Raw genomic sequence first — 23,835 nt, 5'->3', positions numbered from 1 at the left:
CATAATCTTTTATTTATTGTAATCTTTTTGTAATCTTTCAGCGTGTTTCTGTACAATTTGCGCAAAGGCATCTACTTGTTTCAATGCAAACGTGGATTCATACCCAATCAACCATGTATCTCGCGTTAATTCAAACTCTTCTTCACTGTTCAACAAAGGAATTTTATTGACATCTTCATCCCCCGTTAAAGTGATGGACGGCAATATGGCATACCCAATGCCATTCAACGCCAACTGTTTACATGTTTCAATTTGATCGACCGTAATTTGACGACCTGGATTTTTCGGGAAATGGCGTTGCCACCAACGTTGGATTTCCATAAAATAGTTCGAATCACTTTTAAATTGGATGAACGGTCGATCCGTATCCTTCAAATCATCGATAGACGTAATCTCACGGTCCACAAGATAGAGATGATCGCGGAACAAATAGTTTTTCCGACTCTTCCAATCCACCTGTCCCCGTACAATACCAACATGCGCATCACCTTCGTAAAGCGCCTTCACAATTTCCGAGCTCCATCCCGTCATCAGTGAAATTTTGGCATCTGGATACATCTCCACATATTCTTTTAATACTTGCGGTAACCACGTCTGTCCGACAATCGACGCACAGGCAATTTTCAATGTCCCGTGCACCTTATCCGCCATCGAGGCAATCATCGCAAACGTTTCTTCCTTTTTCAAAATCGTTTCCCTAGCATGCGCAATGACCAATTCCCCCGCTGGCGTCGGTTCAAGACCTTTCTGCGAGCGGATGAACAGCAAAGTCCCCCACTCCTTTTCAATTGACTGCAACCGTTGAGAAAGAGCCGGTTGCGATAGAAATAATCGTTCCGCTGCTTTCCTCATATTTCCTTCTTCAGCAAGTGCTTTAATGATTTCAAGTTCAGTCGTTGTCACTTGATAACCCCTTTCCACGTGGAATCCGTAATATCAGTAGCAAACTGATGACCGCAAAAGCCGCGACCCCGATATAGACCCATTGCAAAGAACTATCCAATGCAGCTTGAAGCGTAAATAGATTTTCGCGTGGTAATGTACGCCTGGTTTCATCCGTCAGCAGCAGATTAATATCTTCCAAAGTAAAATCCGTTTTTTCTTTATGAAAACGGGCCATTAATGAGCCGTTCAAAACGGCGCCAAAAAGAGCAGCACCAATTGTATTCCCAAAATTTCTCATGAACATATTAGCGGCCGTGGCAGATCCCCGTTGTTCCCTAGTTACTGCACCTTGAATGGTTACGGTAAATGATGTACTCGTCAATCCCATGCCAATTCCTACAAAAAAACTTGCCATTGCCGCCCACCATGGACCGGAGCTAGCATTCATCACAGCAAATAGAATCGTACCAACCATCAAGGATAATCCACCGAGAAAGGATACTAAAAACGGGCCATACCGCAATAATAAATGTCCAGCGGCAGAGGATGCTAACGGCCAACCAATGGACATCGCCGTCAATGTGAAGCCTGCAATCATTGCCGGCTGTTCCATCACACCTGTGACATAAGTCGGCAAATATGAGGAAATTCCTATTAAAACCACACCTGTTGTCAATGACACTAGATTGGCATAAAGAATGACAGGATTTTTCCACATAGCAAACGGCATTATTGGGCTTTCCGCTTTGCGTTCTACATGAGTAAATAGCATAAATAAAACGAGTCCTACCACAATTAACACTACACTTATCAAGGATGTCCAACCAAATGATCGTCCCCCTTCACTTAGCCAAAATAAGATGGCGGATAGTGATAAGGTAAGTAGCACTGCCCCTTTATAGTCAATGGAAACTTTTTTCTGCCGCTTCGGCTCATGAAGAAATAACCATATACCTAGCATCGCCAACAGGCCAAGGGGTACATTGATCCAAAATACAAACTTCCAGTTTATGTATTGTACAATCAATCCACCAATGAGAGGACCGGATACAGCAGAAATCCCCCAAACACTTGCTAGATATCCCTGAATCTTCGCTCGCTCTTCCGTCGTGTACATATCCCCAACGATAGTTGTTGCAATCGGCATCACTGCCCCCGCTCCCAAACCCTGGATCAACCGAAAAACGATTAATTGTTCCATCGAAACGGCAAAACCACAAAGTATGGAACCAATTAGAAATATGGTCAATCCAATAAACAAGATAGGCTTTCTGCCAAATAAATCAGCTAGTTTACCGTAGATAAGGACAGTAACTGTACTCGTCAACAAATAAGCAGAAAATATCCAACTATATCTTGAAAACCCACCCAAATCCGAAGCAATTGCGGGCATTGCTGTTGTAACAATTGTCGCCTCTACAGCACCAACAAACATGGCTAACATAACAGCAATAAGCACCAATGAACGTTTTGTTTGTTTCGTTCTGTACATTATTCTATAAGCTCCTTTCCACAGAAAAAGGCTCCATCCATGGAGCCTCTCAATTCGTTATGTTTCGTTAGTCAACGGAATAGATATATTTTTTAAAATGCTTTAGTATGACGCGTCGCGTTAATATTCCGGCAAATGTCCCATCTTCCTCTACTACACAAAGAAATGGATGGTTAATAAGTAGATCTAGTCCTTTTTGGAACCTGTCAGTCGTTTTTATATAAGGTATATCGGTCTGCATAATGGAATCCACTTTTAAATCGGCTAGACGTTCATACTCAATACGTTCCATCCCTAAAATGGAATCTGTAATCATCCCTATTCCGAGCAGCCCTTTTAGATGATATTTCGCATCTAGGACTGGTAATGCTGAATAACCCGTTTTCGTTAGTACAAGTAGGGCGTGTTCTGCATTATTGCCAAGTTGAACATGCGCAACTTTTTCGGATGAAATGATATAGTCCACAATTGGTGTGAAAAGAAAATCCCTGTTATTAACAGAAATCATGTGCATCAACTCCCTCTGTAGCCACGTTATTCATGATAGAAGCTACCTCTCTATCATACCATAAAAGGTTTAACCAAACCTTAAGTATGGTATGTACAATGGATGCCCGGAGTTTAGGCAATCATATGAATCTAGCGCCACTTAAAACGGAAATTGGTTTAGCCATTGTCCACCATCTAGTGTGACAATTTCACCATTCATGTACGATGCTTTATCGGACATGATGAAAGCGGCTAATTCTGCAATCTCTTCTGGCTGCCCTAAACGCCCTAGAGGAATCGATGCAATTGTACGCTTTGCTGCAGCTTCTGACTCCCATAGCTTATCCGCACCACCCGTACGATCAATTGGGCCCGGTGCAATTCCATTGACACGAATCCCGTATCGTCTACCCCATTCCACAGCCAACGTCCGGGTTAAGGACATCACACCTGCTTTAGCAGCCGCCGAATGAACAACACCAGGACCGGCATCCCATGCATACGTCGTTAGCATGTTCAAAATCGAACCTTTTTGCCCGTTAGCAATCCAATACTTACCGACAGCACTAGAACAATAAAACGTTCCATTTAGCACAATATCGATGACAGTCTTCCAGCCATTTGGCGATAATTCCTCTGCTTTCACGATGAAATTCCCAGCCGCATTGTTCACCAGCCCATCGATCCGGCCAAATTTCGAATCCGTAAAACCAATTAGCGCTTCGATGGCTTCAATATCTCGTACATCCATTTGGAATGGATGCGCAGAATCCCCGATTTCTGCTTGTGCCGCCGTCAATCGATCTATATCCCTGCCCGTAATAACAACTTGTGCACCTTCCGCGGCAAACTTCTTCGCCATATACTTCCCCATACCATTCGAACCACCCGTTACAATGATTACCTTATCATCAAACATTAGTAATTCCCCCTATATGAATGAATATTCACTCATAATTGTAACATGTTCCCAAACACATGACGAGAACAATTAAGTGGATAATTCTCATAAATTAACACGTCAGTTGATTAACAATTATCTTGTATAGAACACGGGTAGAAAAGACTTAAAACCTTCATTATTCATTGGAGCATTTTCGGGGCGATTAGTTGCCTGTTGCCGCCCTACAATGTTCAAGTAAAAAAATGCTGTTTCTTAAAAATAAACGAAGAAAAAATCATAAAGAAAGCATCAGCCGACAAAATTTCATCTTTGGCGGCTCCTCTCCAGCTAAGGGGCATGCTATTCTTTAGTCCCAAAACCTTCGACAGTTCGTGTATCTAAACATTCAGACATCCCGGTAATCGCATAGAAGTCATCCAATCCTAAGCAATACCAAAGTAACTATACACGCAGCGCCCAGTATGTGATAAATTAATTTGTTACATATGTACAATTCCACTTATTCTTGGTATTATCAGAACATATGTAATCATCTATCATTCCAAAAGGAGGCCTATTATTGGATAATAAACAATCGATTCGCCAATTAGCAATTGCCATCTATACGGTCAATCGGCATGCTAAAACCGCACCCGACAACAAACAACTATATACCCTAAAGAAAATGGCAATCGACAAATTGCTTCATTCGGGCAACGCAGAAAAAGTCGGATTACATTTTGTCGATAATCCGAAGTTTAGCAAGCAACATTCCACAGTACTCATCCGATGCGACGAATTCCTCTTCCATACAATCCCGGAAAAAGAAGACTTCAATACGCTTCCACACCTCGGACAACAAGATCCCGCTTCGCGTAACCCACAAGAACGGATGAGTCTAAAGGCAGCGCGCGAACTTCTCTCCACTTATATCGATCCTCCACACCCGATAACAGTGGTCAAGCAAAAAGTAAAAACTGTTCGCAAAAGATCCATTCATTCAATTCAAAACAGCCAAAGCTTCCGTTCCTCTTATTTAGATGGCAAATAAGAATGGCCTAGGGCGCCTGCTAGACGCGACTGGCATAAGTCGATCTAGCGACGTGGCGTTCTTTGCCACAAAGGAGGGATGGAGTTCAATCCCTCCCCATAGCTTGATTGCTTATGACCCGAGCGACTGGCGCCCGGAGCCAGACAATAAGAAAAGCAAAGGTGCCCGAGCTAAGACAATAAGGTAGGCATACCCTAAAAAAGGCGAATCATACCGGGTTACGGTGTGATTCGCCTTTTTCTTTACGTAAGACTAGTTATAGCTTTTATATAGTACCTGCGTCCCTTTGTCACTAAATCCTTGTTCCACAAGCTTATCGTACATCTCTCGTGCAAGTTGAAGACCTGGAAGCATTAAATTCATCGCCTCCGCTTCCTGCAATGCAATATTCATGTCCTTCAAAAAGTGTTTAACATAAAAACCAGGCTCGAAATCACCTTGTAACATGCGAGGCGCCAAGTTCGATAATGACCAAGAACCTGCAGCTCCCGATGAAATAGACGCTAACACCGTCTCAGCATCAAGCCCCGCATGCTCAGCGTACGCTAAGGCTTCACAGACCCCAATCATATTTGTCGCAATCGCAATTTGGTTACACATTTTCGTATGTTGTCCAGCTCCTGCCACACCTTGATAGACAATTTGTTTACCGAAGATTGAAAGGATTGGTAAAATCCGCTCAAATACCTGCTCGTCTCCACCGCACATGATTGACAATGTGCCATTCTGCGCACCAACGTCCCCACCTGATACTGGCGCGTCAATGGATGCCATCTTCAGCATCGTAGCCTTCTCAGCAATCCGTTTGGCAAGCGCAGGACTGGACGTTGTCATATCAACGGCAATCTGACCTTCTCTACCACCCGCAAAGATGCCATCCTCCCCGAAATAGACCTCTTCAACATCGGTCGGATAACCAACCATTGTGAAGATCACATCTGCCCCAGCTACGGCCTCCCTTACCGTTTCCGCCCAAGTTGCACCCATTTCAACAAGTGACACCGCTTTCGCTTTCGTCCTTGTATAGACAGCTACGTCGTACTCATTTCGTAACAAATGTTTAACAATAGAAGCACCCATGACACCCGTTCCGATAAATGCAATTTTACTCTTTCCCATTTATATCTCCCCCTATACTTCTTTTCAGCATCTGTCCATTTTATCAGAGTACATACTATTTTCCATCATTTATTACAGAAGGGCAAATACTCCGTGGCATCATTAATAAAAAAAGGAGGACGGACCCTGTAATAGGGTACCGTCCTCAAAAGGGGGAAATGAGAATGTTGCTGTGTTCAATTATAATTTCCCCGTTTTTTCGATACTTTAAACATCTTTCGAAAAAATATTTTTCTTTTTTTCAAAACAGGATTACATTCACCTTTCATCACACACTAAAAAGCAGTAACTCCACTTATGATTTGCAGTCCCTTTGTTTGTTATACTCGTTGATGAGGTTGTCAAGTTTTCTACTGAATGCAATCGTCTTTTCGGCAGTTAGTCCATGCTTTTCCGCCGTCTCCACCATCGCTTTGCGCATTAATTCTATTTCATCCTTCACATTCCGCTCCAAGACAACCCCTCCATCCGTGGGATAAAGCATAGTCACTCCCATATTATATAGGAATGTTTACAAAAAAAGCGAGGGTATCCAACCCTACTTCAGATAGTTCGAAACGATCAGTTAACATGAATAACAACAGAAAACACTTTACGTCACACTGTTTTTAAGGCACACTATAAAGGATTAAAAAAATATGTTTTAGCGTGTTTACGTCCAATCATTTTTCGAGGCTCCTCGGTAACTTCTACCGAATCAAGCTAAAAAGAATAATCAGCGACTTTGGCGCCCAGATCTAGACTATCCATAAAGGAGTTGTTATATAATGTTAATTGCTGCAGTTGGAAATATCATTGAGTTCAGAGATGGACTACAAGGCATCGTGGAAAAAGTAAATGAGAACTCAGTCATTGTAGACCTTACATATATGGAAAACTTTGAAGAGCTTGGACTTGAAGAAAAGACTGTCATCAACCACAAACGCTATACAATCATTCATGGCGAAGGCCAAATAAAGGAATGAAACATTTGGACGACCCATACGTCCAATTTAGTTAAGGAGGGGTTTTCGATGAAAAGCAAATGGAACCTTTTATATGCGGCAATCGCAACCGCTTTGCTACTTACTGCTTGTAGTACAGATAATGATAATACAAATGGATCTTCAAACCCAGTAGAAGAGAACGAAAAGAAGCCTAACGAGGGACAAGATGAGGCAGATACACCTGCCGATACACCAGATTCGGATGGTATGAAGGACGCTACGCTAACAGACAGCGAAGAGCAGGATTACACGATCGCTGTACTCCCTCACTATACATTGACAAGTGAAGAACCAGGTAAAGATAGTCTGATGTCTGACGCTGATGGATCCCATTTTATGCGCATTGAGACGACAGTAAAAGAAGAAGGTACTTATGACTACTTCGTGGACAACATGATTGATGTGCTTGAAGCAGCAAGCGAAGGCAGCACACCTTCTGAACTCACAGATGAAGCATCAATTCCCAAAGGTGACGGAATTGACAATGTAAAAGTCTTCTCTACACAAACTGAAACCGGCCCTGTTACGGGAATCGTCTTCGAACGAAATAATATGATTGTTAGACTTACCATTTTCGATTCACCGGAAGAAGAACATTTCTCAAACTTCCTCCACATGGGCGAAACGATTATGACTAAATAACAAAAACCGTATGGATGATCCATACGGTTTTTTATTGCCTATACCAAAAAACGGCACTCGTTCGTCGAGATGCCGTTCCCTAGGATAGACTTTTTACTGATAAGCCCAGTTTTCGGATTAAATCAATGGCCAGTTCTTGCTCCTCCACTGTGAGGGCAGCCATAATGGATTCGATACTTTCTGCATTTTCCGGGAAGATTGACGTCATTAAATCTTTCCCCTCAGATGTAATCGACATATATGTAACTCGCTTATCTTCTTCGCAAAAAATGCGCTCCAATAATCCTCGCTTTTCTAGCTTATCAACAACGTACGTCATCGAGCCACTTCTGAGCAAGATCTTTTGACCGATTTTTTGAATGGGTTGTCTTCCTCTATGAAAAAGTAGTTCAAGAACTGCAAATTCAGTTGGATTAAGACCGAACTTCTCAATTGGCTTATGAGCTTCTTCCAAAATCACTTTACTTGCCCTTGAAAGGACGATAAATAACTTCAATGCCCGTTCTGTATCTTTTGTCATTTTTTCTGTTCCACCTTTTGTTTCTCATTCAGGAGTCGCAATTATTATACCGGCAAGCACCCCTATATGTCAAAAGGCCAACAAACGGATAAGCGGTTCCATTACAAAGATAACAGTTTTTCCCCGTCAACAACAGCTTCTGGAACATGGGCAATTGCACGTGGAAATGTTACTATAAAGGTCGTACCTTTACCAACTTCACTTTCAACTGAAACGGTTCCGCCATATCCTTCGATTGTTTTCAGGACAAAGGGCAATCCAAGTCCAGTTCCTTCTGGCTTACATGTAAAGAATGGCATAAATACGCGATTCATTTGATGCTCATTCATTCCTTTGCCTGTATCGGAAATGTTCAAAATTAGTTGATCCTCATCATCCAATTCTATAAAAGTTGTGAGGGTACCCCCAGGAGACATGGCTTCAAATGCGTTTTTAAAGAGGTTAAGTAGCACTTGTTTGATTTTATCCGCATCGGCTTCAATCAATGTATTTCGCAGATTACTCTCTTTTTGTTGAATTGCGATTCCTTCCAGCAATGCCTTTGGGTGCATGACTTGGATCATATCATCCACTAATACTTCAAGGGAGAATATCGATTTTTTGTTCAAACCAGGTTTGGCTAAGATTAGCATCTCACTCAGTATCGATTCCATTCTAGCTATTTCATCATCAATAACGGAAAGATACTTCGTCGCATCATCATTAGCAGATAACTTCAGTAATTGGACAAATCCTTTTAATGTCGTCATTGGATTTCTAATTTCATGGGCAATACTTGCTGCTAATTCACCAACAGTCGATAATGAACCGGAATGAGCCAAACGTTCTTCAAGAACCATTTTCTCTGTTCGATCATCGATGCGTATTAGATATGTTTTTGTTTCACAATCTAAAAAGGTAGAAATATGATAACATCTTACATCATCAACCGAGCGTTCATACCTTTTGATGGCCTTAGCATCGCCATGAGTGGTAATATCTTTCATATAATCGTCAAGAAATTCTGGGTCTTTCTCGAAAATTCCTATCAGTTCTTCAACTTTCTTGCCGATAAAGTATTCTTTTGGTAATGTGAAAAATTCTTTATGCATGTTATTAACATCGCGGATGATTCCGTGACGATCAGTAACCGCCATGAAACTATCCGTATTGCGAAAAGCGTGTAGATACACGTTTTGTGATAATTCACCGTTTGAAAGATGGCTGACATCGAATTGTGCAATAATATGATGAACATCATCTAAATACATAAGATGCACGTTAACAACTTGTTTTCTACCGTCAGCTAAACGCACATTCATTTCCACTGTTTTTTGCTCAGATTCCTTGGTAGAATTTATAATTTCATCCCATAGATTCGCAGATTGTCCGACGATGAATTGATTAATACTACCTGATTCTTCAGCATGAAACTCTTCACGGAACGCGTTATTTACTTGTAATAGTGTTCCTTCAAGATCAATAACTACAACCGGTTTGGTTGATTTATTCAATAAAAAAGAAATATGTTTCATTACCTTATCCTTTTTACATTTCAAGTGTATTCCTCCTGATCCTGTTTCAAGACAGTATGAAAAATGTACATGATTCATGCAGAAAGGTCAAATTTATGCAAAACGCCACTAATTCAGATTATTTCATATTATAATCATGTTAGATATAGAACTATTCACCTAACTTCACAGCTTACACAAGTGTAATAATTATTAAGAAAAGAGGACTAGAACTATGAACATTGTACTATCAACTTTAAACGCCAAATATATCCATACAAATTTGGCCATTCGTTATTTAAAATCGTATGCATTACCAGAGTATAATTCCATCCTTGCTGAGTACACAATCAAGGATCCCACAATGAACATTGTATCAGATTTATATCAAAAAGCGCCCGACATTGTTGGATTCAGTCTATATATCTGGAATATCGAAGAAACCATTAAAGTGATTCGAATGCTGAAGAAGGTGAAGCCCGACGTCAAAATTATTGCCGGCGGACCTGAAGTAACGTATGACTACGACTTTTGGCTAGATCGCGTACCCGAAATCGATGTGATTGTCATCGGCGAAGGGGAAAGGACGTTTAAACAGCTTCTTGATGCTTATGCAGGAGGTGCTGATCTTTCAACAGTACAAGGCATTGCCTATCGAAAAGAAGGCCAACAAAAGTTTACAGCACCAGGACCTAAACTAGATTTACGGGAACTCCCTAGCCCTTTCCACCTTGCAGAGGATGTGCCTGAACTCGGCAAACGCGTAACCTATATCGAGACAAGTCGCGGATGCCCGTTTTCCTGCCAGTTTTGTCTGTCATCTATTGAAGTTGGCGTTCGCTACTTTAATCGCGATGTCATTAAGGACGATATCCGTTATTTGATGGCCAATGGCGCCAAGACCATTAAGTTCGTCGATCGTACGTTCAATATAAGTAGAAGCTATGCAATGGAGATGTTTCAATTTTTAATTGACGAGCATGTACCAGGAACGGTTTTCCAATTTGAAATCACGGGAGACATCATGCGCCCTGAAGTCATCCACTTTTTAAATGACAATGCACCTGCCGGACTATTCCGTTTTGAAATCGGCGTTCAATCTACAAATGACTTAACAAACGAACTCGTGCAGCGACGTCAAAACTTTGAAAAGTTGTCCCGTACGGTGACGATGGTCAAAGAAGGCGGCAAGATAGACCAACATCTGGACTTAATCGCCGGATTGCCTGAAGAGGATTATGATTCTTTCCGCAACACGTTTAATGAAGTGTTCGCCATGCGACCAGAGGAATTGCAACTTGGCTTTTTGAAGTTACTACGTGGAACTGGATTGCGTATCCAAGCCGAGCAGTATGGCTACACATTCGTGGACGAGGCACCTTATGAGATATTCTCGAATAATGTGCTTTCATTCGATGATATTATTCGTATCAAGCAGACCGAAGATGTCCTCGAAAAATATTGGAATGATAACCGTTTGCCGCGGACTGTCGAATATCTTGTATCAGAGGTCTTCGAAACACCGTTCGATTTCTTCCAACAGTTCGGGACTTACTGGGAAACAAAGGGCTGGTCCAGAATCGGTCATCAACTGGAAGACTTATTTTTGCGTCTGAACGATTTTCTTACAGAACATAGTCATGCAGACATAGCGATTACGCGCAGTCTTATGAAACTCGATTATCTTGCACACCATAAGTTCCAACCACGAAAAGTATGGTGGCAAGATGATATGCCCGCGGAAGAGCTTACGGCGATTGAACAACTACTCCTTAACGACCCAAGTATCATGGGAGAAAGTTTTTCATCCTACGGCTTAACTGCCCGCACGATCCGTAAACAAACGCTCATCACACCGATTGCCGTGAACCCTGAAGATGTTGAAATCGGGATTGTTGCAAAAGTGTCTGGCTATCTTGTAACGGTATTTAAGCATGGTGAACAGCCGAAGTTTCTTTTCCTCGATCATGTGGTAGCATTTTCATCATAAAAGCAAACAAGGCTGTCCCCATTATCGGAGGACAGCCTTGTTTATTCATGTCTAACATCAGCACCTAGGCGCTGATGTTTTTCTTCTTAACCAATAATTACGCGCTCTTTCGGGTAATGATAATGCGGTTTCTTAGTTTGACCTCCCAGCATATACAGGAATGAAATGAGCCCCACTCGCCCGATGAACATCAATATCATAATGATTATTTTTCCTGTACTCGAAAGATCCGATGTGATACCGAGCGACATGCCACAGGTACCGAATGCAGAGGTGATTTCAAATAATAAAGCGACAGCCGATACGCCAGGTTCCGTAATCAGCAAAATGAGCAACGCCGTCATAACCATGACACATGCAACGAGAATAACCGCATACGAACGGAATACGTCGATCAGTTTAATTTCCCGATTAAATATATTGATCACTTCATGCCCGCGTGCAAAGTTAATAAGAAATAGAAGTGCAATCGCAAAAGTTGTTGTCCGAATTCCACCCCCAACCGAGCTAGGCGATGCGCCAATAAACATGAGCGAGCTAATAAAAATATCCGTCGCTTCACTAAAGGTTGTGATATCATGCGTTGTCAATCCCGCCGACCTCGATGACACAGAGTGGAATAACGAAGTGAATAGTTTCTCATGCCATGCCATTCCTTTGAAAGAGTGAAAAGATTCCAAGATAAAGATCATCACAGTTCCCCAAACCAACAGGAAACCGAATGTCACGGTCGTTATTTTTGTAAACAATGAAAAACGGAAATGTGGCACCTTTTTTGAGAAGTAACTTTTCACTTCGATTAATACTGGAAAGCCGATCGCGCCAAGAATAATCAAAATCATAATCACCGATTGAACAAAATAATCATTAAAGTAAGGTACAAGGGATGCACCGGTAAGATCAAATCCTGCATTTGTTGTTGCAGATACCGCCATGAAAGTACCATTCAGAAGTGCCTCACCAAACGTATCATAAAACCGCATGATATACGTCGTTAATATTAAGCTACCTATAATTTCAATCAAAAAAATGATTTTAACGATTTCCCGAATCAAATGGACGACTCCAGCTAAACTATATTGATTATGGTCGACCATAATCAATTGCCGTTCCCGCATACCAATTCGTTTTTTAACGATCAACCAAAAAAATGTACCGATTGACATAATTCCGATTCCACCAAATTGAAGAACAACCATGATCATGCATAGTCCAAAAACCGAATACGTATCCGCAATACTAATTGTAGTCAGCCCGGTTACACTAACAGCACTAACTGCCGTAAAAAGACTATCAATGAAATCAACCTTGACCCCCGGCTTATAGACACCAGGCAAATTTAGTAATAGAACCGAAAAGGCAATGGCTAAGAAATAATAAAATACAATAATTTGTGCTGGTGTAAATCTACGAAAGTTTTCACGAGTGAACTTCAACTATATCGCCTATCCTTTCGACCACTCTAGAGTATTGTACCTATTTTAGAGAAGTCCGGATGAAAATGAAAGCAAGATCTTGTCTTACGGAGAAAAAAATAATAAAAAGTAAACGAATCACGCCTGTTGATTAACCCTTTTTTGTATAAAACACTGGTGAGAAGGGCCGAAGAACCTCAATTTCCATTAGGCAATTTTCTGTCCGCTATCGGCGAATTACTCACTGCAGATATACCGAGGAGAGATTAATTGCCTGTCGAGCACCTACAATGTTCAAGTGAAAAATGCAGTTTCTTTGAAATAAAAGAATAGATGACCTTCTATAGGGATTGAAAGTGCCCGAAGATGTAATTTCGGGCACTCTTGCACATTGTACGATGTGTTTCCTACTTACTTCTGAAACGACTATGCATATAACATCGGGATATCTTATTGAAAGTAATACTTCTTTAATAAAAAAATCCATAGAGAATGCATCAGCCGCCAAAATTTTATCTTCGGAGGCTTCTCTCCCGGTAAGAAGCTGGTTATTCTTTCCTCAAAAAAACTATACACCTAAAGACTACCCTATTTCAGTCATTTTCAGCAAAAAAAATAGCCATGCAAAGTTCGCACGGCTATTTTCTAATTATGCTTTCTTGTTATTTTTCTTTTCTTTCACTACGCCTAACAAATATCCACTGATAGCGATTCCAGCAAGTACAACCCAGAATGTCACTTGCCATACAGTTGAGTGTGGGAAGTCCACAGGAAGAATCTGTACTTCTTTATGCGCCAACGTAAGCACGAGTAATTTCACACCGACCCAACCGACAATCAAAAAGGCTGCCGTTTCTAAAGATGGGTATCTCTCTAAAATGAAAACGAATTGACGAGCTGCGAAACGCATGATAACCAATCCGATAATACCACCTAACAGCATGACGATAAACTGTCCACCATTAATGCCACCGATGTGGAAGTTACCCAGTTCAGGGAGTGTTATTGCAAGCGCAACCGCAGCAAGCATTGAATCGAGCGCAAACGCGATATCCGCAAGTTCAACTTTTAGAACAGTCATCCAGAAACCAGAACCTTTACGTTGTTTGCCTTCCGCTTCTGAATCATCATCACCTTTTCGCTGATCGATGAGACTTTTAATCGATATGAATAGTAAGTACGCAGCTCCAATCGCCTGTATCTGCCAAATATTCACAAGAATTGTAATCATGAACAATGCTGCAAAACGGAAGACAAACGCACCGAGTAATCCGTAGAATAGTGCTTTCTTCTGCTGATCTTTTGGCAAATGCTTCACCATAACTGCCATAACGACCGCGTTATCTGCCGCCAGTAATCCCTCTAGGACAACCAGTACGACGAGTACCCATGCGTATTCCAATAATATTGCTTCCAAATCCATTCCTCCTACCATTTTTTTGCGAATAAAAAAGACCCTCACCTAATAAAAGGCAAAGGTCTCGCTAAGTCGGAATTTTAGTTTGCAAAAATCCAGCTATCATAACCGATGGCGTACGCCATGTATTGACGACTATGAAATAGGTTTCCCTATAGCTACTCCCCCTTGACATAAAGTCAAAAGTTATTAAGTTGTTGGGTACTTTTGTTTTATTATACCATTACAATTCTAAATGTAAAATAATAATCATCCGATTTTTATATGAAAATCGGGATTCGCCTTATTTTTTTCATAAAAAGCCGTCATTGAAGGGATTGACTCGAGAAAATCAACGCAGGTTATCCCGCTCCCTTTAAGTAGCCTTTCGGCATTATTGGTATCAAATGCCGCATTCCATATCAAATAGTCCATCGTTTCTGCCTCAACACCCAGTTTTCGCTGTAATCGAATCGAAGATAATCCTTTTTTAGCTAGCACAAGCGGCAATCTCCCTTTTGGCTTTTTCCCCGTCAGTTCAACGACCATTGCCCCGTAAATCTCCTCAATTGGATGTGGAGATGGGTCCGTTAAATGGACAGTTTGGCCTGCCGCCTCCACTTTGCTGGAGAGAAAGACCGTCGCATTTATAATATAGTCAATTGGTACAACGTTTATATATGCTTTTGTCTTTCCTACGTAAGGAATAATTGGCATCCATTTTAAACGATCAATCATGTTCATGAAAAAATAGGGTCCATCGAACTTAATGGTCTGCCCTGTTTGAGAATGACCGCGCACGATTCCCGGGCGAATAATCGTCACAGGCACATTCGCTTTCAGTTCTTCGACAAGAAGTTCTGCTTCAAACTTTGTTTCCTCATAATGATTCTTAAAGGCATTTGGGCGCAGCAATTCCGTTTCCAACAAGAGCCCTTCACGTTTTCCCGCAACATAAGCCGTACTAAAATACATATAACGCGTGATAGAAGAATGATTTCGTACAAACTCATTCACCTGCCGAGTCCCTTCTACATTGACCTCCCAGGCAATTTCCGCTTTAACAGCAAGATCGTATATCGCCGCAAGATGCCAAACCGTTAACGTTTCGCCATTCAACTTATCAATGAGCTCCCCATTTATCCCAAGATTAGTTTTCGTAATGTCACCAACAATGATATCAAACGGAATCGCCACATTCAGTTCTTCCATTATCAAAGCTGCTTTGTCCTTTGCACGATTGACTTGCTCTGCTTGCACGACTGCATACAGTTTTTCCACTTCACCAAGACCCACCAATTCTTTGATCAATTCCGTCGCAATAAAACCAGGAAAACCCGTAAAAAAATGAGTTTGCATACAATCCACCCCTTATTTTATAAGTATAGCATCGGGTTTGAATTACCGAAAGAATATTCAGATTAGTCAACGCAGTTGTAGATACATATACAAACACCGTATTAAAGTGGGTTGGACAATTTTTATTGCCGTTATACTCTGTTAATCAATAAATAATGCCAGCTACCACCATTCAAAGAGCTCAAATGGTTTCAGTAACTGGCATTATATCGTTTGTTATTTGTTCGCGTCTGCACGCTTTCTTGTTTCACGGTCAAATAAACTGTAAATAATCGGCACGATATAAAGCGTTAGCAATGTCGAACTGAGTAATCCCCCAATGACCGCAATTCCCATTGGCTGATTCATTTCCGTTCCTTCACCGAGCCCAAGTGCTAACGGTAACAGGCCTAAAATCGTCGTCAAAGCCGTCATAAGAATTGGACGCACCCGATCACGAACCGAGGCGATAATCGCATCATACGAGCTAAGTCCTGCCGCCTTCCGCTGATTGATATAGTCTACAAGGACAATCCCGTTATTCACAACAATTCCTACGAGAACGAGAACCCCGATAATTGCCGTCACACTAATTGGAGTAGCTGTCGTATACAGACCCATTGCCACACCAATCACCATAAGTGGTACTGAGAACATGATAACAAATGGATATTTGAATGATTCAAACTGTGCCGCCATGACAATATAGACAAGCACTACGGCAAGCGCAAGTGCCATCATCATATCGTCAATCGCACTATCAAATAGCTCTTTGTCGCCGCCATATGACAATTCGGTCTCCTTTGGCATATTCAGTTCTTCGATAACGTCATCCACGGTCTTTGTCATTTCACCAAGTGTCAAAGATGATTCATACTTCACATTAAATGTGACCGAGTGCGCTTGATCGACACGTTGAATCGAAACAGGCGCTTCCGCAATGGTAATTCTCGCAACTTCCCCTAGCGACACAAATGCCCCTGATGGTGTACGAAGTCTTAATTTTCTAAGCTGATCCGTACTGTCACGGAATTTCTCGTCATATTTCACATACACGGAAAATACATCTTGCTGTTCACTAATCATCTGTGTGGCAAACGAACCTCTCGTCACTTGATTGACTGACTGCGCAATCCCATACGGCGTCAATCCTTTGGCAGCTGCCAAGTCGGGAACCACTTCAATTTGAATTTCATCCACTGTATTCTGGAGATTGTTGGTCACTTCCATAACCGAATCAAGTTCGGTCAGCTCCTGATTTAACGCAGTCACCGTTTCATTCAGACGCGCCTCATTCGTATCATTCAATGAAAACGTCAACGTATTCGGGCTTGAGCCCGCTGCGGTTTGCATCACAAAGCCAACTTTCGCTTCCTCTCCAACTTCTTTCAACACTTTCGGTTGGACTACATCCACAAATTCAAAAATGGAACGTTTCCTGTCCGCAAGTGGCACAAGCTTGACATAAATTTCAGCCACATTCGCTTTCGATGATCCTTGGGCTAGTCCTTCCTGGGTCCCCCCGACGAGACTAACGTACACTTCTACGTCTTTCTCCTCTTTCAGTTGCGCTTCAATTCTTTTAACAACTCCATCGGTCGCAGCTGGAGATGAACCATTTGGCAACTTCACGGAAATGCTAACAAATCCTTCGTCCGTTGCTGGAAGGAATTCAGTACCCACCTTGAATAAACCAAAACCACTTAACACCAGTAGAACTAAAGTCACACCCAAGACAAGGAAACGATATTTCAACGCCCACTTCACGGACTTCTCAAAGTTGCCCAATTTTTTCGAGCGCCGTCTACGTGCTTCAACGTTTCTTTTCGGCTTCTTCAACATACGGCTCGCCATCATCGGCACGACCGTCAAAGCAACTACCAGCGATGCAAACAAACTAAACGAAATCGTCAACGCGAACTCTGTAAAGATTTGACCAATCAATCCACTGATGAAAATAACTGGAACAAACACAGCAAGCGTCGTTAAGGTCGAAGCGGTAATCGCTCCGCCAACTTCTTTCGTCCCTTCAACAGCAGCCTGTTTCGGGTCTTTCCCCATCGCCAAATGTCGCTCAATATTTTCGATAACCACAATCGCATTATCGACCAGCATCCCAATACCTAACGCTAGGGCGCCGAGCGTCATAATATTAAGCGAGAAGTTAGCAAAATACATCAGAACAAATGTGACAATCACGGAATAAGGAATGGCAATGCCAATGATAAGCGGGCTTTTTATCCCCCGTAGAAACACGAACAAGACAAGCATCGCAAAAATACCACCCAATAAGAGTGATTGACCAATATTATTGATGGCAATTTTGACATAATCACCTTGATCAAACAGGATATCGGATTCTACCCCTTTAAATTCATCCTTTTCGAGTAGCGTATCGAGTGCTTCTTTAAATGCAGTCGATACATCCGCTGTGTTTGTACCCGATTCTTGTAGAACAGACATCAGTACGGCCTGCTGATCATTCGCACGCGTTTCTGTAGCCGATTCAGCTTCAACTAGCGCCACATCAGCGACATCAGCAACCGTTACTTTCGCGCCTGTTAAGGGGTTCGCCCCGACAATGACGTCTTGAATATCGGCAATTGTTGTTAAGGTGCTAATAATACGAGTTGTTAACCGTTTACCGTCCTGCGTCTCAATCGGTTCCCCCGGCATCGACACATGATTTGCCTGAATCATTTGAACGACATCCGATTGTACAAGCCCGTTTGCTTCCAGCTTTTGCTGATCTACAATGATTTGTACTTCCTCCACCAATTTCCCCGAGACGGTAACACTGGCAACTCCTTCTGTTCGTCGTAATTCGGTCTCCAACTTTTCCGCAATTTGTCGGATATTTGCATCATCCGTTGTCGCCCGTAGTGACAATTGGATGACCGGAAACTGGGACGGGTCAAATTTCATAAAACGCGGTTTATTAGCACCTTCTGGAACCTGTATCTGATCCACGCGTTGCATAATATCGAGCTGAACGTCGTCGATATTCGTCGACCAATCGAACGTAAGCAATATAAAGTTTGAACCTTCCTGTGACGAGGATTGCAACGACTTTAATCCCGGCGCGGTCGACAAACTATTTTCGAGCGGTTTCGTTATTTTCTCGCTTACTTCAGCTGGTGATGCCCCCGGATAACTTGTCACGACAACCGCAATCGGCGGATTCAATTCAGGAATCAGCGTCACGGGAATCCGGAAAAACGACACAGCGCCAAGTATAATAACAAGAAACATCGTCACAATCGTAAATACAGGTCTTCTTATCGAGAAGTCACTTATTTTCATGGGCCACGGTCCTTTCTTAGTAATCTAATCATATTCAAAGAACGAGACGACTTCAAATGACAGCATCTTTTTTGGACAAATAAAAAAACTGGCAATGCGGATAACCGCCTGACCAGGTGATGAATCATAACACGTCTGTTGATTAGTCAAAAACAACCAAACCCTAGACACTCCGTGTTTCGTACTTTTCGGACTGCTTTGGATGAAACGATTTCTATACGATTACCGAGATATCTTGATCTGTAGGGACGCGACAGGTAATGAGTCACAATAAGGGTATTGAAAAGAGTAGCTAGGAATGACGGAGTCATTCCTAGCTACTCTTTCCTTCAATTCTTCTAACTATCGTGAATCACTTACCGAAAGCGGACCTCAAATGAACAAGTGAAAAAGGTTCTTATGCCCTTTTACCCTTCCAGCCGACAATTAAATGGTTAATCAATACTCCGTGGAATTATAATAAACTATACAACCGGATATCCGGATACTTATCGTGGAACCAACGCATAGCGAAATCATTTTCGAATAAGAACACTAAATTGTCGTGGCGGTCCTTCACAAGCATCGCACGTTGCCCAGTCATGGAGTCTTTAACATCACTTTCATTTTCAATCCAGCGTGCAACTTTCGACCCAACATGTTCCATACGCACTTCAACATTGTACTCATTTTTCATGCGATGTTCGAACACTTCAAATTGGAGTTGACCAACAGCCCCCAGCAACACTTCTTCTGTATGAAGCGTTCGGTAGTACTGAATAGCCCCTTCTTGTACAAGCTGTAAAATCCCTTTATGGAAATGCTTAGATTTCATCACGTTTTTCGCAGTTACCCGAACGAAAAGTTCCGGCGTAAACTGTGGCAACGCATCGAATTGGAAGGACGATTTCCCGCCGATTACTGTATCACCGATTTGGTAATTCCCTGTATCATGTAAACCGATTATATCCCCTGCGACTGCTTCATTTACCGTTTCCCGATCATCCGCAAGAAATTGAGTCGTCTGTGTCAATTTGAACGTTTTTGAAATACGTGGCACAGTAACAGTCATTCCACGTTCAAATGCACCTGAAACGATACGAACGAATGCAATACGGTCTCTGTGCATTGGGTTCATGTTCGCCTGAATTTTGAAGATGAAGCCTGAGAACTCTTCCGAATACGGATTGACTTCCGCCTCTTCTTTCGTCAAGCGTGATTGTGGAGCTGGTGCAAATTGTAAAAACGTTTCTAAAAATGTTTGCACACCAAAATTCGTCAAGGCACTACCGAAAAATACAGGTGTTAGTTCACCTTTTGCAATTCGCTCTTCATCAAAATCATTACCCGCTTCATTCAGTAAAAGGACGTCATCGAGTGCTTGTTGATAATAGGAAGTCGCCACCATCGGGTGATCTTCGACAAGACCACCGTCTTCGTTCAATGCAAGAAAACGTTTGTCTTCTTCCACGCGCACTTGTTCAATACGATTGTTGAAGCGATCGTAAATACCAAGGAACTCTTTCCCCATCCCGATTGGCCAGTTCATGGCATATGATTGAATGCCAAGCACTTCTTCCAATTCTTCCATCAGTTCAAGCGGCTCTTTCCCCTGACGGTCCATTTTGTTGATGAAAGTGAAAATCGGAATCCCGCGCATACGACAAACTTTGAATAGCTTAATCGTCTGCGGCTCAATCCCTTTAGCCGAGTCAACCATCATGACAGCCGCATCGACAGCCATCAGCGTCCGATACGTATCTTCACTGAAATCTTCGTGTCCAGGTGTATCAAGAATATTGACACGCTTGCCGTCGTAGTCAAATTGCATAACGGATGATGTGACCGAGATTCCCCGTTGCTTTTCGATTTCCATCCAGTCAGATGTCGCAAACTTCCCTGTTTTCTTTCCTTTTACTGTACCTGCATCACGGATAGCACCGCCGAAATAAAGCAGTTTTTCCGTAATTGTTGTTTTACCAGCATCCGGGTGGGAAATGATTGCAAATGTACGCCTTGATGCTATTTCTTCATGTATTGGTTTATCCATGTTCAGTTGTCTCCTTCTGTTCTGCTTTTCTTAGCATAGACACTATGGGGAAGGATTTCAACAGTTTTTCATTAGAAATTAGTAACTATATTTGTTGAAAGAAAGAATACCTTCAATACCTTCGCTGCGCTCCGGGAAAGATTGAACTACAACCTTCTTTTAGAGTGTAAAAAACGTCCCTTCAAAAAAGCCGCCCCACAACAGGACGACTTCTTCACCGCTTATTTTTCCACTACTCCCGTACCAAACTTCTTCTCCGCCTCAGCTAGTGCGATTTCCGCATCAGAGTGTGGATATTTTGTCGTGCCGATAATTTGGAAATCCTCATGACCTTTACCCGCGAAAATAATAATATCGTCACGCTCTGCAACAGCTACGGCATGGCGTACAGCTTCTGCACGATCACCAATACAAGCAAACGCCTCATGCTGCATGCCAGCTGCCAACTCGCCAACAATCGACTCATATGGCTCATCGCGTGGATCATCTGTCGTCAGGATAACATAGTCTGCAACTGATGCTTTTTCCGCCATGATTGGACGCTTCAAGCGATCACGGTTGCCGCCCGTTCCGATAACAAAAATGAGTTTGCTATCGGCCTTCTTATAAGGAAGAACTGCAGCAATTGCTTTTTCAATTGCATCTGGTGAATGAGCGTAATCGACATAGATCGTTAATGGTAATTCAGTCGGTACTAGTTCCATTCGACCTTTCACAGCAGGCACCTGCTCTAGATAGCCAAGTATGTCCTCAATCGCCATCCCTTTCGCAGACAACGCCGCTATGACGGCAAGTGCGTTATAGACGCTGAATTCACCAATCAAATTCATGCGTACGTTAAATTCCCCGTCAGGCGAAGTCAAGGTAAACGATGTACCATTCGCAGTCAGTTTAATATCCGTTCCCCGAAACACAGCGTCGTTGTGGATACCAAAAGACAGAACCGGGTATGGCGTCATCTCTTTCAATTTAGCACTCCACTCATCGTCTGCATTCACGATTGCAAACTTACGCTTGTCCAAGTCTTGTCCCAGTTGGGAAAATAACAGCCCCTTGGCATGTCCATATTCCTCCATCGTCCCGTGAAAATCGAGATGGTCATGTGTCAAGTTCGTGAATATCGCAATATCGAATTCTGTACCTGACAGACGTCCTTCCACCAGTCCATGCGACGACACTTCCATTGTCATAGTCGTGCACTCTTCTGCTGCTGCCTGCGCAATCATTCCCTGCGAAGTTAACGCATCTGGTGTCGTATTATCCGTATCGTACAACGTCCCATCTACATTAAAGCCGATGGTCCCCGAGGCAGCAGACTTCTCGCCCGCCAGTTGTAAAACAGCTTGGATAATGCCACTAACGCTTGTCTTACCATTCGTACCCGTTACCCCAATCATCGTCATGCGTTTGGAAGGATAGTCATAAAAACAGGCCGCCAACAAACCGATGGCCCGTGACGTATTTTCTACAGTGACGACTGCGACTTGATCCAAATCGACAATGACAGGCTTCGAAGCCACAATAACCCTAGCCCCATTGTTGACCGCTTTTTCGACGTAATCATGACCGTCTACCGTAAATCCTTCGATGCAGACAAAAACTCCTCCGGCATTCACCGCACGCGAATCAACCGCAATATCCGTCACAGTTGGCGGAAGCGTACCCATTACTTGTTTAACAGCCAACACTGATAATAATTTTTCAGTATTCATCAAAACCCTCCGTTCAGTCCATCATCGCTGAAGTAACGTATGCGCGAAGCAATTGTGCAGTTGCTGTCAGTGAATCAATATGTGTTCTCTCCAATGCGTGTGACGATTCGATACCTGGTCCAAATAGCGCATGCTTCACATCAAAGCCTGCCCGGATTGCAGCTGACGCGTCCGAACCGTAATGCGGATAAATATCCAATTTAAACGGAATACTTCCCTCTTTACAAAGACCCGTCAAATGCTGCGTCAATGCATAATGATACGGCCCACTTGAATCCTTGGCACAAATCGACACTGTATATTCATCTGATGTCTGTCCATCACCAATCGCACCCATATCGACTGCGATATACTCGACTGTCTCCTCAGGAATATTGGAGTTCCCCCCGTAACCAATCTCTTCATTGTTGGAAATATAGAAGTGCGTTGTATGCGGAAGTACAATCCCTTCCTCTTGTAACGAACGAACAAGTTCTAACAGCAATGCCGTACTCGCTTTATCATCCAAATGGCGTGACTTGATGAACCCACTATCCGTCGCCTCAAAACGCGGATCAAAAGATACGAAGTCACCCACTTCAATACCAAGTGCACGAGTGCCGGCTGCATCTGTCACCTTCTCATCAATTCGGACTTCAATATTGTCTGCACTACGTTCCGCAGTTCCGGCGTTTTTATACACATGAACAGTCGTTTGATGCATCAAAATTGTACCGCGTACCTCTTTCCCACCCGCTGTATGTATAAGACAATATTCCCCTTCTACAGCATTCCAATTGAAACCACCGACCATCGCCAACTTCAAACGCCCGTCGTTTTTAATCTCTTTCACCATTGCCCCTAGTGTATCCGTATGGGCAGTTAGCAGACGATGACGTTTCTTATCCGCTCCCTCAATTGTGGCGATAACTGCCCCTTTATTCGTCTGCCTATGGGATACGCCGATGTCATCGAGCTCTTGCATAATAAGTTTCATCACTTTTTCCGTATAACCTGATGGGCTTGGTGTTTCAACAAGTTTTTTTAGTAGTTCGATTGTCCGTTTCTTATCCAATAAAGTTGTCATTTCCATGTCCCCTTTCGCCGCGTCGA

The 23,835-nt window shown here is 42.5% G+C and carries 19 protein-coding genes; 4 read left to right on the top strand and 15 right to left on the bottom strand.

Annotation, left to right across the window (positions count from 1 at the left end; translation table 11 throughout):
- Positions 1–9: 9 nt before the first annotated feature.
- The 4 genes from ACIQ0H_RS01245 to fadH all read right to left on the bottom strand — a co-directional run bounded on the left by ACIQ0H_RS01245 (position 10) and on the right by fadH (position 3,785).
- Positions 10–903: a transcriptional regulator CcpC gene (locus ACIQ0H_RS01245; protein WP_403409750.1), complete on the bottom strand. Its 894-nt coding sequence runs from the start codon at positions 901–903 to the stop codon at positions 10–12.
- Positions 890–2,377 (bottom strand): MDR family MFS transporter, encoded by a 1,488-nt coding sequence (locus ACIQ0H_RS01240; protein WP_403409747.1) that lies wholly within the window; start codon positions 2,375–2,377, stop codon positions 890–892. Before ACIQ0H_RS01240 ends, ACIQ0H_RS01245 begins: the two co-directional genes overlap by 14 nt.
- A gap of 67 nt (positions 2,378–2,444) precedes the next feature.
- A complete protein-coding gene (gene cbpB, locus ACIQ0H_RS01235) occupies positions 2,445–2,885 on the bottom strand; it encodes a cyclic-di-AMP-binding protein CbpB (protein WP_403409744.1) in 441 nt (146 codons plus the stop codon).
- A 141-nt stretch (positions 2,886–3,026) separates the two neighbouring features.
- Positions 3,027–3,785, bottom strand: a complete 759-nt coding sequence (gene fadH, locus ACIQ0H_RS01230) for a 2,4-dienoyl-CoA reductase (protein ID WP_403409741.1) — start codon at positions 3,783–3,785, stop codon at positions 3,027–3,029.
- 544 nt (positions 3,786–4,329) lie between these two features.
- Between fadH and ACIQ0H_RS01225 the strand changes: the two genes are divergently transcribed.
- Positions 4,330–4,800 (top strand): YkyB family protein, encoded by a 471-nt coding sequence (locus tag ACIQ0H_RS01225; protein ID WP_403409738.1) that lies wholly within the window; start codon positions 4,330–4,332, stop codon positions 4,798–4,800.
- A 252-nt stretch (positions 4,801–5,052) separates the two neighbouring features.
- Here the strand turns inward: ACIQ0H_RS01225 and ACIQ0H_RS01220 are convergent, their stop codons facing one another.
- Complete coding sequence (locus tag ACIQ0H_RS01220) at positions 5,053–5,919, bottom strand: NAD(P)-dependent oxidoreductase (protein ID WP_403409735.1); 867 nt, start codon at positions 5,917–5,919, stop codon at positions 5,053–5,055.
- Positions 5,920–6,214: 295 nt separating this feature from the next.
- Positions 6,215–6,373: an aspartyl-phosphate phosphatase Spo0E family protein gene (locus tag ACIQ0H_RS01215; protein WP_403409733.1), complete on the bottom strand. Its 159-nt coding sequence runs from the start codon at positions 6,371–6,373 to the stop codon at positions 6,215–6,217.
- A 313-nt stretch (positions 6,374–6,686) separates the two neighbouring features.
- Here ACIQ0H_RS01215 and ACIQ0H_RS01210 point away from each other — a divergent pair, with 313 nt between their 5' ends.
- Both ACIQ0H_RS01210 and ACIQ0H_RS01205 read left to right on the top strand, forming a co-directional pair.
- On the top strand, positions 6,687–6,884 hold the full coding sequence (locus tag ACIQ0H_RS01210) for a YkvS family protein (RefSeq protein ID WP_403409730.1): 198 nt from the start codon (positions 6,687–6,689) through the stop codon (positions 6,882–6,884).
- A 48-nt stretch (positions 6,885–6,932) separates the two neighbouring features.
- A complete protein-coding gene (locus ACIQ0H_RS01205; protein ID WP_403409727.1) occupies positions 6,933–7,547 on the top strand; it encodes a hypothetical protein in 615 nt (204 codons plus the stop codon).
- Positions 7,548–7,626: 79 nt separating this feature from the next.
- On the opposite strand, the gene ACIQ0H_RS01200 is transcribed toward ACIQ0H_RS01205, so the two are convergent.
- Entirely contained in the window at positions 7,627–8,067 is a 441-nt protein-coding gene (locus ACIQ0H_RS01200; RefSeq protein ID WP_403409724.1) for a MarR family winged helix-turn-helix transcriptional regulator, read from the bottom strand.
- A gap of 101 nt (positions 8,068–8,168) precedes the next feature.
- Positions 8,169–9,605 carry an ATP-binding protein gene (locus tag ACIQ0H_RS01195; RefSeq protein WP_403409722.1) on the bottom strand — a complete coding sequence of 479 codons (1,437 nt, stop codon included), beginning with the start codon at positions 9,603–9,605 and terminating at the stop codon, positions 8,169–8,171.
- Positions 9,606–9,795: 190 nt separating this feature from the next.
- Between ACIQ0H_RS01195 and ACIQ0H_RS01190 the strand changes: the two genes are divergently transcribed.
- Complete coding sequence (locus tag ACIQ0H_RS01190) at positions 9,796–11,550, top strand: B12-binding domain-containing radical SAM protein (protein ID WP_403409719.1); 1,755 nt, start codon at positions 9,796–9,798, stop codon at positions 11,548–11,550.
- A gap of 86 nt (positions 11,551–11,636) precedes the next feature.
- On the opposite strand, the gene ACIQ0H_RS01185 is transcribed toward ACIQ0H_RS01190, so the two are convergent.
- From ACIQ0H_RS01185 to ACIQ0H_RS01155, 7 genes are all read right to left on the bottom strand, one after another.
- Entirely contained in the window at positions 11,637–12,986 is a 1,350-nt protein-coding gene (locus ACIQ0H_RS01185; RefSeq protein WP_403409716.1) for a TrkH family potassium uptake protein, read from the bottom strand.
- A 628-nt stretch (positions 12,987–13,614) separates the two neighbouring features.
- Positions 13,615–14,382, bottom strand: coding sequence for a TerC family protein (locus ACIQ0H_RS01180; RefSeq protein WP_403409713.1), 768 nt, complete (start codon positions 14,380–14,382; stop codon positions 13,615–13,617).
- Positions 14,383–14,631: 249 nt separating this feature from the next.
- Positions 14,632–15,720 (bottom strand): SDR family oxidoreductase, encoded by a 1,089-nt coding sequence (locus tag ACIQ0H_RS01175; protein WP_403409711.1) that lies wholly within the window; start codon positions 15,718–15,720, stop codon positions 14,632–14,634.
- A 216-nt stretch (positions 15,721–15,936) separates the two neighbouring features.
- Positions 15,937–19,002 carry an efflux RND transporter permease subunit gene (locus tag ACIQ0H_RS01170; RefSeq protein ID WP_403409708.1) on the bottom strand — a complete coding sequence of 1,022 codons (3,066 nt, stop codon included), beginning with the start codon at positions 19,000–19,002 and terminating at the stop codon, positions 15,937–15,939.
- 454 nt (positions 19,003–19,456) lie between these two features.
- Positions 19,457–21,031 carry a peptide chain release factor 3 gene (locus ACIQ0H_RS01165; protein ID WP_403409705.1) on the bottom strand — a complete coding sequence of 525 codons (1,575 nt, stop codon included), beginning with the start codon at positions 21,029–21,031 and terminating at the stop codon, positions 19,457–19,459.
- 221 nt (positions 21,032–21,252) lie between these two features.
- Positions 21,253–22,743, bottom strand: coding sequence for a UDP-N-acetylmuramoyl-L-alanyl-D-glutamate--2,6-diaminopimelate ligase (locus ACIQ0H_RS01160; protein ID WP_403409702.1), 1,491 nt, complete (start codon positions 22,741–22,743; stop codon positions 21,253–21,255).
- 13 nt (positions 22,744–22,756) lie between these two features.
- On the bottom strand, positions 22,757–23,809 hold the full coding sequence (locus ACIQ0H_RS01155; protein WP_403409699.1) for a M42 family metallopeptidase: 1,053 nt from the start codon (positions 23,807–23,809) through the stop codon (positions 22,757–22,759).
- Positions 23,810–23,835: the final 26 nt, after the last annotated feature.

The organism is Sporosarcina sp. NPDC096371, assembly GCF_044762865.1.
GTDB lineage: Bacteria > Bacillota > Bacilli > Bacillales_A > Planococcaceae > Sporosarcina.
This window is presented reverse-complemented; position numbering and strand designations above follow the sequence as displayed.

Bases quoted from the DNA above. Each gene is read 5' to 3' on its own strand.
- ACIQ0H_RS01240 (WP_403409747.1), bottom strand. From the start codon at position 2,377: ATGTACAGAACGAAACAAACAAAACGTTCATTGGTGCTTATTGCTGTT.
- cbpB (WP_403409744.1), bottom strand. From the start codon at position 2,885: ATGATTTCTGTTAATAACAGGGATTTTCTTTTCACACCAATTGTGGAC.
- fadH (WP_403409741.1), bottom strand. From the start codon at position 3,785: ATGTTTGATGATAAGGTAATCATTGTAACGGGTGGTTCGAATGGTATG.
- ACIQ0H_RS01220 (WP_403409735.1), bottom strand. From the start codon at position 5,919: ATGGGAAAGAGTAAAATTGCATTTATCGGAACGGGTGTCATGGGTGCT.
- ACIQ0H_RS01210 (WP_403409730.1), top strand. From the start codon at position 6,687: ATGTTAATTGCTGCAGTTGGAAATATCATTGAGTTCAGAGATGGACTA.
- ACIQ0H_RS01205 (WP_403409727.1), top strand. From the start codon at position 6,933: ATGAAAAGCAAATGGAACCTTTTATATGCGGCAATCGCAACCGCTTTG.
- ACIQ0H_RS01200 (WP_403409724.1), bottom strand. From the start codon at position 8,067: ATGACAAAAGATACAGAACGGGCATTGAAGTTATTTATCGTCCTTTCA.
- ACIQ0H_RS01190 (WP_403409719.1), top strand. From the start codon at position 9,796: ATGAACATTGTACTATCAACTTTAAACGCCAAATATATCCATACAAAT.
- ACIQ0H_RS01175 (WP_403409711.1), bottom strand. From the start codon at position 15,720: ATGCAAACTCATTTTTTTACGGGTTTTCCTGGTTTTATTGCGACGGAA.
- ACIQ0H_RS01170 (WP_403409708.1), bottom strand. From the start codon at position 19,002: ATGAAAATAAGTGACTTCTCGATAAGAAGACCTGTATTTACGATTGTG.
- ACIQ0H_RS01165 (WP_403409705.1), bottom strand. From the start codon at position 21,031: ATGGATAAACCAATACATGAAGAAATAGCATCAAGGCGTACATTTGCA.
- ACIQ0H_RS01160 (WP_403409702.1), bottom strand. From the start codon at position 22,743: ATGAATACTGAAAAATTATTATCAGTGTTGGCTGTTAAACAAGTAATG.
- ACIQ0H_RS01155 (WP_403409699.1), bottom strand. From the start codon at position 23,809: ATGACAACTTTATTGGATAAGAAACGGACAATCGAACTACTAAAAAAA.